An 8,200-nucleotide genomic window follows, 5' to 3' on the forward strand; every position below is an offset into this window, starting at 1 on the left:
ACGGGTTTCAGCGCGTCCGGCGGGCCCGTTGCCCGGCCTCTCAGACGGTGGTCAGCGGCGCGGTGCGCGGTTGCGCGGGTCGGAGGCAGGAGGTCGGTCTGCGGCCGTGGGTGCCGTCCGGCGGCTGGTGCGGTCGGTCGAAGTCTTGGGCCGGCTGGTGCCAGCCTGCGCGCGGCGAGTCGCTTCGCCCGGGTGAGCGGGTAGCTGGGCGAGTCGGCGTAGCCGCCAGACCAGGACGTCGTTCACATCCTCGGCGGTGTCGAGTTCGCGCATGTTGATGGCCTGCTGGAGAAGGGCCTTGGGGTCGTGGCCTGCTTGCTCGGCCTGGGCAAGGGTGGCGGTGAGGGCATGGGGCTTCGTCGGCGATTGGTCAGCTCGCAGCCCCTCTTCGGGCAGGGCCGCCCGGATGGTGGCTTCGTGGGTTCGGCGTTCGGCTTCAGGGAGGGCGCGGCCTTGGTCGTGAAGTGCTCGCATGGGTGTGGCTGCGGCCTGTTGGTAGGCGGTGCGGAGGTGCTCGGCGGCCTGGCGGGAGGCGTGGGCCTGTTGGGCGTGGCCGCGGGCGGAGTGCCAGCGGGCGGCGGCGAGTGTGACCAGGACGAGGGTGGAGACGAGCATGGCGGTGGTGCCGCCGTCTTCGCCTCGTCCGAGGGCTCCGCCGGCCTGGATGATGCCTCGGGCTGCTGAGCGGAGTGCCCGCGTGTCTGCGCCTTGTGCTCGGACGTGGCTGCGGGTCGCCCGCTCGAAGAAGCGTGCCGCAACAGCCAGTTCGGTACGAGTGGCGGCCGGGGAAGTCTGGGCGAGGGCGTCCAGGAGTTCTCCGACGCCGACGAGCTGGGCGGCGTTTGCGCCGTCGTCGTCGTGGTCCAGGAGGACGGCGGCTCGTTCGGCGATGTCGGTGGCGCTGCGTCGTGCTCGGGCGGGCGGCGACCAGTCCGTCCGGTCGTCGACGGCCGAGGGCGTTGTCCGCTCGGTGGGAGCGTCGGCCAGGCGGAGGCGGATCTTCGGGAGGGAGAGGTCGGGGGCCAGCTTGGAGCCGGGGTACCAGACCGGGTCGCCGTGGCTGTTGCGGTCGCCGGGCAGGGCCACGTTGTAGCCGAGCGCGTCACCGGACGGGGCGTGGCGCACCTTCACGCGCAGGCCCGCCTCGTAGAGCCGGGTGAAGAACTCCTTCTCGTCATCCGCGCCCGCGAGGGCCCGGCGGACGACTTCGCGGAGCGTCTCGCGGGCGGTCTCGGAGCGGCCGGTCCGTTCGGCCTTGAACTTCTCTGCGCTGGTGGGGTTCTTCGCTGCGGTGCCGTCTCCGGCGTTCAGGCGGCGCAGGTCCATCTCCTTCTCGATGCTGCGGCATTCGGCCTGGGCCTTGTTGAAGTCGTAATTGAGGCGGGGGTGGCGCAGGTCGCCTCGGACCAGGGTGGCGACGATGTGGATGTGGTCTTCCGCGTGGCGGACGGCGATCCACCGGCAGCCGTCGGGATCACCTTCCGGGGCGATGCCGGTGGCGTGGAGGATGCGCTGGGCGACGGCGTTCCACTCCTCGTCGGAGAGCCGTCGGTCGCCGGGGGCGGTGCGGACCGAGCAGTGCCAGACATGCTTGGCGGGCGCGCGGTCGCCAACCTGCTTGACCCGGAGGTCGAGGGCGGCGGTGAGCCGGGCGAGGGTGACCTCCGGGTTGGGGTCGGGGCTGGTGTCGCGGCCGGGGTCGGGGGCGAAGCCGTCCCAGGAGCCGACGAGGTGGGCGTCGGTGTGCTCCTCGCGCCTGCCGGGGCCGTAGAGGTAGACGAGGAGTCCGTGGGTGCGGGAACCGCGTCCGATGTCGGGAACCATCACAGCCGCCTGGCCACCAGGTCGTTCGCCGCGTCGTCGACGCGGGCGAGAAGTTGGGTCAGCGCGCCCAGAGCGTGTTCGAGTTCGCGGGCGCGCGGGTGGCCGCCGCTGTTGAGAACGTAGGCGATCTGGTTGATGTTGTTGCCGATGCGGGCCAGCGCGGTGCGCAGGGCGGCGAGTTCATCGATGGCTGTGTCGAGTTGTTCGTTGGTGTGCAGGGCGGTCGAGCCGCGGGCGGCGGTCAGGCTGGCGGTGGCGAGGAAGCGGGCGACGGTTATGCCGCGCTGCGCGGCAGCGGCGGTGATCTCGGCTTTCTCCGTGTCGGAGAGGCGGGTAGTCGTCTTGCGGGTGCGCTCGCTCGGATTGCGGGTGCGGCGACGCGGTGTGCGGTCGGGGAAGGCGGGCGTGCTCGGGCTCGGCTGCTCACGCTGATCGTCGCGCTCGGCTTCTCCCCCGGTGACCGGCGCCCCCTGGTGCCGGTTGCCTGGCTGGTCCCCGTGCGCCCTCGCTCGGGGACCAGCCAGGCCTCCCCCGCCCTCCGGGGCGGGGGCAAGTGCGTCCGACGGGCCGTAGGACCGTCGTACGCGATAGCTTGCTCCACCAGGAGCCGTCGTGGGGTCACGCTGCTGTCCGGTGGTGGTGACCATCGGGTCGTTGGTGATCACCGGCTCGTCTCCGGGTCCTGCTGCTGAATTTGGCGGACGAGGTCCTCGATCCAGTCCATGGCCAGGACCGGGTGGTGCAGGGTCCATGGGCGATCGTGCGGCTCGTGTTGCACGATCCAGGTGGTGTCGGGGCCGGACTGGGCGCGGTGGAGGTGACCGCGCTGGTGCAGGACGGTCAGCCAGGAGTCGACTTCGGCGGGCGTGGCCGGATGGGTGCGCATCGCGTGTTCTCTGCTTCTGGGTTGGAGGGATGTGGGGCGGCTGCGCGGAGCGGGTGACCGGCCGGAGTGACCGGTGCGGTCACCCGCTCCTTGGTGCGCGGTCAGTTCCGAGCGGTGGTGACTGGCTGTCCGTGTTGTTCGCGGAGCTGTGCCATCAGGGCGGTCAGGGTGTCGCTGGAGAGCGGGATTTGCTGACCTCGGATCGCCTGGGCGACCACCTTGCGGGTCAGCTTGTCCTCGGCCCTGACCGCTGACCGGGCGATCTTGAGCAGCTCCTCGGTGTCCGAATCGGACACCCGGTCACTGGGTGTCCGGGTGTCCCGGCCGGTGACCGGCGGTGGGGTGACCGACCGACCCGTGGCCTGCCCAGGGATGTCCTGGCGTCCGGTGACCGGGCCGGTGGCGGCCGGGCGGGAAGTGAACGGCGGCGGAGTGACCGACTGTCCGGGCAGGTCAGCGGCCTGGGGCGGCTGCTCGTGGTGACCGGTGACCGGGCTACTGCTGTCCGGCGGAGTGCTGTCCCCGGTCAGTGACCGAGGACTCGGGGTCTGCTTGTCCAGGGACAGTCGCGGCCGGTCGGTCAGGGCGGCGACCGGCTGCCCGGCGCTGACCTGACCGGCCTGCGGCTGCTGCTGACCGATCCGGTCCGTCCGGGTGACCGCGATCTCCTCGGGCTGGTCAGCCTGACCCACGTGACTGGCCTGACCGAGGTCCTCACGGTCACTGCCGTTGACCGGCCCCCGGGCGATGAGGATGTAGAGGTGGACCGCTCCGGCCAGGGCCAGCGGGGCGATGGTGGACAGCACTGCGACCACCATGTCCCCGAGCCGGAGACCGGTGCCGGCGACCGCGTCCTCGTTGAGGCGGACCGCATGGAGGGCGTTGGCCCAGATGCTGGCGGCGGTGGCCGTACCGAAGAGCGCCCAAACATAGAGGCGGGCGCGCAGCGGTGCGTCGCGCAGGACCAGGAGCGCACGGATGCCGTAGGCGATGAACCCGTCGATCACCAGGGGGAAGAGGTAGGTGAGGAAGCCTCGGATGTGGATGGCGACGGCCATCTGCTGGAGGGCGTCGTACGACAGAGCGCACCCCGCGCCGCCCAGTGCGATCACGACTGCGCGGTCCCAGCCGGATATGTGCGCTGCCTTCGGCGTGCTCGTGGTGGTCATGCTGCCGTCCCGAAGTCGTCGCGGCCCGGGCGCTCGCCGTCGGTCTCGGGGAGCGGGGTGGCCGTCTCACGCTGCTTCATGTCTCGGTTTCGCAGGGCGCGGCGGGTCTCGCGGTACTTCTTCTTGGCATGCTCCTCGGTGACCTTCAGGAGCCAGGCCAGGCGCTGCTCGGTCACTCCGTGGCGGTAGGCGGCGTAGATGACCGCGCGGCGCTCGGCCTGGGTGAGGTGGACGTCGCGCCCGGCGATCGTGTCGTTGACGCGGCTGTAGTCGAGCCGGCCGGGGAGCTTCTCGTGCAGTGGCTGACGCTCCTCCTCGGTCAGGCCGCCTCGGATGCCGTGGGCGTCTCCGCCCTCCAGCGCAGCGTCCAGGCAGGTGCGGCGGACCGGGCACTGGCCGCACAGTGCCTTCGCGACGGCGATCTTCTCTGTCTCGTCGGGCTCCGGGAAGAAGGTCTCGGGGTCTACCGGCTTGTACTCGGTGCTCTGGCAGACGGCATCGGCCTGCCAGGTCTGATCTCCGAGAGACCGGTGGCGGGCGGGGCTGTTCGTCGTGGGGGTCATGCGAGGTTGCTCCGATCGCTCTACGCGCGCAGGGGCGTCGGCGGAGAGGGTGCGCTGGGTCAGGAAAGTGCTCGGGGCTGTGCGCGCAGGGCGCGGCCCGGCGTAGCGGCCGGCGGTGGGTTAGGCGGCGGCGCGGTGGCGTCTGCGGTCGACCTGCTCGAACTCGACCCTGGTGGTCATCTGGGCGAGCCTGCTGGTGACGCGGTCGCCGAGGTAGGCCCTGAGGTCCTTGATCGCCAGATTGGTGGTGATCAAGGTGGGGAGTTCGTAGTTGTACCGGCGGTTGATCAGCCGGTAGGTCACTTCCTCGACCCACTCGCTGGCCTTGGCCGCGCCAAGGTCGTCGATGATCAGCAGCGGGCAGCGGCTGACCGCCGCCAGCTCCCGCTCGCTGTCGGCCCCCGGCCGGGGACGCAGCTCGGCGTACAGGTCGGCGGCGGTGGTCGCGCGCCAGCGCACGCCGACTCCGCTCTGTACCAGCCGCCGGACCGCGCCGTACGCCTGGTGCGTCTTTCCTGCCCCGACCACTCCGGCCATCAGCAGGCTTGGGCCGGTGGTGACCTGCCGTCGTGCTCCCCGGCTGGGGGCGACGGCCGCCTCGACGACCTGCCGGACCCAGTCCAGGACCTGGGGGTGGTCGGCGACGGCCGCCTGGTAGCGCGGAGGCATCGCGGTCAGCAAGGCGTCCAGCGGGGAGAACGGCTCGGGCTCGTCGGGGAGTGCGTCGATGCGGACCGGGTCGATGTTGCGGGCGGCCAGGATCTGAGCCATGCGGTCCACGGCGCCCTCGCTGCCCAGCAGCTGCGGTTCGCGATTACGGGTACGCATCACAGCTCCTCGGCGTAGGCGGCGGCAGCGTCGGTCGGGTTGGTCCACGCCTGATGTGCGGGCACGTTAGGCCGGATTACCGGCCTCGCCAAACCGCCGGAGCGGGCGTTCATGGCCTCGTTGACCATGCTGGTCAGCACGCTCGGGTGCTTGGGGTTGGCCGCGAAATTCGTCAGCCCGGCCCGGATGTACTCCGGAGAGATGCCCTCGGCCAGGAGCTTCTTGGTAATCCGCCCGAGGTGCCCGATCACGTCGCTGGGCGGGCGCTCGTCGCACGCGGCGACGTACTCGCCGACGAGCTGGTTGGCCGAGATGCCGGCTGCGGGCGCTGTGCGCCCCGTAGGGACAAGAGATCCAGGATCCAAGATCCTAGATCCAGGCGCCGAGCCCTCTCCGACACTTCGGGGTAGGTTCGGGGAACCCTCGGAGAATGCGCCTTGACCTGCGTTTTTCGCTCCAGTCCTGCTACGAGCGCCGCCCGCGCTGTAGGGGACTTCCCGCTGGTCGGCGGAAGACCCGTCCGCGCGCCCGGCAGACGTCGAGGTGGCCCTGGCGGGTAGATCGAGGGCTCGGGGAGCGTTCGGCGAGGTCTCGGTGAGTCCTCGGGGAGCGGTGGCCGAGCCTTCGGTCTGTTTGGTGCAGGTGCCTTTGCAGGGGGCGCAGCGGTCGGCGGCCTGGTGCTGGGGGCAGGAGGGCAGTCGGGACTGGCTCGGCTTGTCGATCTTCTGGTGGTCGGACCAGGTCACGATGTGGAGGTAACGGCGGCCGTCGCAGCCGGTGTACCGGCAGACCAGGTCGGCGTTCGCGAGCTGGTGGAGGTCGTCTTCGACGTGGACCGACGTGTGCTCGGCACGAAGGGGCCAGAGCAGCCCGGCGATGATCGCGGCGTTGTCGCGGTGACGGCCATGGTCGTCGGCCTGAGTGAGCAGTCCGAAGAAGGTCCGCTCGGCGTCGACGCTCACTTCGGCGAGCGACTCGGAGGTGAATGCCTCCGGCTTGATGGTTCGAATCCGCGCCATGTCAGCACCCGCGCCCAGGAGCGATCAGCTCGCTGGGAGTGAGGCTGGCGTCATCGGGCTTGAAGGTATGCGGTCGCGTCCAGTCCACCTCCGGCCAGACCCGCAGGATCCAGCGACCGGCGACCATGGCAGTGGTGCGGGACAGCGCTATGGTCTTCCCAGCTTCGCCCTTGACGATGACGCGCAGGTGGGGCCACGTCTGCTTCGGGTCGGTGAGGCTGACCCGGATGGTTGCCGCGCCCGGAATCATGTCGGCGAGCTGGGCGGCGAGGCGGTGCCGGCGGCCTGTATCCGGGCAGGCTGGGGTTCCGCTCGGCGTGGCGAGCATGAAATACTCCGTTGTTCGTAGGAGCGCGGTGCGGCGGTCTCGTGCAAGAAGCCCTGCCGCCCGCGTGATGTGAATTGGCGCCCCTCGGGGTGCCAGCCCGGCGCTTGGGAGTTGGTACCTCCCGGGCGCCGGTTTCAGTTTCCGAGCCAGGTCACGGACCGTGCGCTCGCATTCGCCCCGCCTCCTCTCTGGCCTGTCTCTCATCGGGCATACGGCGGGACCTCCGCGGGCAGGGGTGCGCGACCTCGGCGTTTCACGGCCTCGTCAGTCGGGCCTCCGTCTACCCGTTCCGTCCCTGCCTCGGCCACTGCCCGGCGGGGGACGACGAACATACGTAGCGACCTGCGGCAAGTCCATCCCCCGGTATCCCCGGCACCCCAGACCTCCAGGGGCTGGCACCATGGAGGTCTGGAGCCGACCTCCAGGCGCGAAACAGAAACGTACGTTAGTTGTGCAGATGTATCAAGCCTGGATTACAGTGGCCTCAAACACCGCCACGACCGCCCGAGGCTCGATCGCCACCCTGCAGGAGTTCATGTGCCCCCACGTCAGTTCGACGGCAGACGCGTACGCGCTGTCCGGCGGGGCAAGGATCTCGGTCAGAAGCAGCTGGCCGAGATTGTGGGCGTCAGCGCCCCCAGCGTCGCGCGCTGGGAAACAGGCGAGGATTTCCCCAGGGGCGAGAAGCTCCCCTCGATCGCAGCAGCGCTCGATCAGCCACTCGACGCTCTTTTCCCTCATGATGGCCCGCCGGACCTGCAGCTCCTGCGATGTGATGCCGGCCTCAGCGTGGCCCAGGCCGCTGCGATCATCGGCACGAGCCGCGTGCCGGTGAGCAACGCGGAAACGGGCCGGCGTCGTCTGGGCGACGCTTACGTGCAGCCGCTCGCAGAGGCGTACGGAGTGACCGTCGAGGAGTTGTTGAGCGCCCAGGACCATTCGTTCGGTGTGCGTCCCCGCACCGCTGTCCCCGCCGAGCAGGCGTCCGCGCCTCGCACGGTCGGGGAAAAGATCACGTATCTCCTGAAGTACGGGTACGCGGACCAAGAGGCGCCCTCTGACGAGGAAATCGCGCGGGTCGTCAATGAGCATGCGGGCATGGCGGCCGTCACCGCCGACGACATCGTCGCTCTGCGCACCGGTGCCACAACCGAGGCTTCCGACGTAGTGCGCGACGGCCTGAGCCAGGCCCTCCAGGTGGATCCCCGCCTCTTCCAGGACGATGCCGAACTCAACCCTGCGGCCCGCGATTTCCTGGAGGCGATGCGCTTCCTCGGCTCGATCCGCCGAGGCCAGATCCTCGGGCTGGCTGCCCGTGGCAACAGCGCGGGGCTGTCCGCCGAGATGATGGCCCGCATCACCGAGCTCGTCGGGGAACTGAAGCACAAGCTTCCAGAGGTAGACGGGTAGCGACGTAGTCGGCCCGGCCGGCAGCAGCTCGGTTGCTGCATGTAGCCGGGCCTGGGGCAAACGACGCGACGGCAGTGCGGCGTCACCCGAGCAGCCCAGATCCGGGGCGTGCATCGCCCGGACGCCTTCGATGTTGCCGTCGAGGTAGTGGCGCAGTGAGAGCGGTACGAGAT

General features: G+C 70.2%; 9 protein-coding genes and 1 pseudogene. 1 reads left to right on the forward strand and 9 read right to left on the reverse strand.

Annotation, left to right across the window (positions count from 1 at the left end; genetic code table 11):
- Positions 1 to 51: 51 nt before the first annotated feature.
- The 8 genes from ABZ893_RS34275 to ABZ893_RS34310 all read right to left on the reverse strand — a co-directional run bounded on the left by ABZ893_RS34275 (position 52) and on the right by ABZ893_RS34310 (position 6,617).
- On the reverse strand, positions 52 to 1,824 hold the full coding sequence (locus ABZ893_RS34275; RefSeq protein WP_361411901.1) for a mobilization protein: 1,773 nt from the start codon (positions 1,822 to 1,824) through the stop codon (positions 52 to 54).
- The gene (locus ABZ893_RS34280) at positions 1,824 to 2,489 is read right to left on the reverse strand and encodes a MobC family plasmid mobilization relaxosome protein (protein WP_361411903.1); all 666 of its coding nucleotides are present in this window, start codon (positions 2,487 to 2,489) and stop codon (positions 1,824 to 1,826) included. Before ABZ893_RS34280 ends, ABZ893_RS34275 begins: the two co-directional genes overlap by 1 nt.
- Positions 2,486 to 2,710, reverse strand: coding sequence for a hypothetical protein (locus ABZ893_RS34285; RefSeq protein WP_361411905.1), 225 nt, complete (start codon positions 2,708 to 2,710; stop codon positions 2,486 to 2,488). Before ABZ893_RS34285 ends, ABZ893_RS34280 begins: the two co-directional genes overlap by 4 nt.
- A gap of 101 nt (positions 2,711 to 2,811) precedes the next feature.
- The gene (locus tag ABZ893_RS34290) at positions 2,812 to 3,879 is read right to left on the reverse strand and encodes a DUF2637 domain-containing protein (protein ID WP_361411907.1); all 1,068 of its coding nucleotides are present in this window, start codon (positions 3,877 to 3,879) and stop codon (positions 2,812 to 2,814) included.
- On the reverse strand, positions 3,876 to 4,442 hold the full coding sequence (locus ABZ893_RS34295) for a WhiB family transcriptional regulator (protein ID WP_361411909.1): 567 nt from the start codon (positions 4,440 to 4,442) through the stop codon (positions 3,876 to 3,878). The genes ABZ893_RS34290 and ABZ893_RS34295 overlap by 4 nt, the downstream gene beginning before the upstream one ends.
- Positions 4,443 to 4,562: 120 nt before the next feature.
- Positions 4,563 to 5,270, reverse strand: coding sequence for an ATP-binding protein (locus ABZ893_RS34300; RefSeq protein ID WP_361411911.1), 708 nt, complete (start codon positions 5,268 to 5,270; stop codon positions 4,563 to 4,565).
- Positions 5,270 to 6,289, reverse strand: coding sequence for a hypothetical protein (locus ABZ893_RS34305; protein WP_361411913.1), 1,020 nt, complete (start codon positions 6,287 to 6,289; stop codon positions 5,270 to 5,272). The genes ABZ893_RS34300 and ABZ893_RS34305 overlap by 1 nt, the downstream gene beginning before the upstream one ends.
- A 1-nt stretch (position 6,290) precedes the next feature.
- The gene (locus ABZ893_RS34310; protein ID WP_361411915.1) at positions 6,291 to 6,617 is read right to left on the reverse strand and encodes a transcriptional regulator; all 327 of its coding nucleotides are present in this window, start codon (positions 6,615 to 6,617) and stop codon (positions 6,291 to 6,293) included.
- Between the two features lie 537 nt (positions 6,618 to 7,154).
- On the opposite strand from ABZ893_RS34310, the gene ABZ893_RS34315 reads away from it, so the two are divergent.
- Complete coding sequence (locus tag ABZ893_RS34315; RefSeq protein WP_361411917.1) at positions 7,155 to 8,027, forward strand: helix-turn-helix transcriptional regulator; 873 nt, start codon at positions 7,155 to 7,157, stop codon at positions 8,025 to 8,027.
- A gap of 93 nt (positions 8,028 to 8,120) precedes the next feature.
- On the opposite strand, the pseudogene ABZ893_RS34320 reads toward ABZ893_RS34315, so the two are convergent.
- Positions 8,121 to 8,200, reverse strand: a pseudogene (locus tag ABZ893_RS34320) (NUDIX hydrolase); the annotation flags it as partial.

This window comes from Streptomyces sp. NPDC046821 (assembly GCF_040645335.1).
Lineage (GTDB): Bacteria > Actinomycetota > Actinomycetes > Streptomycetales > Streptomycetaceae > Streptomyces.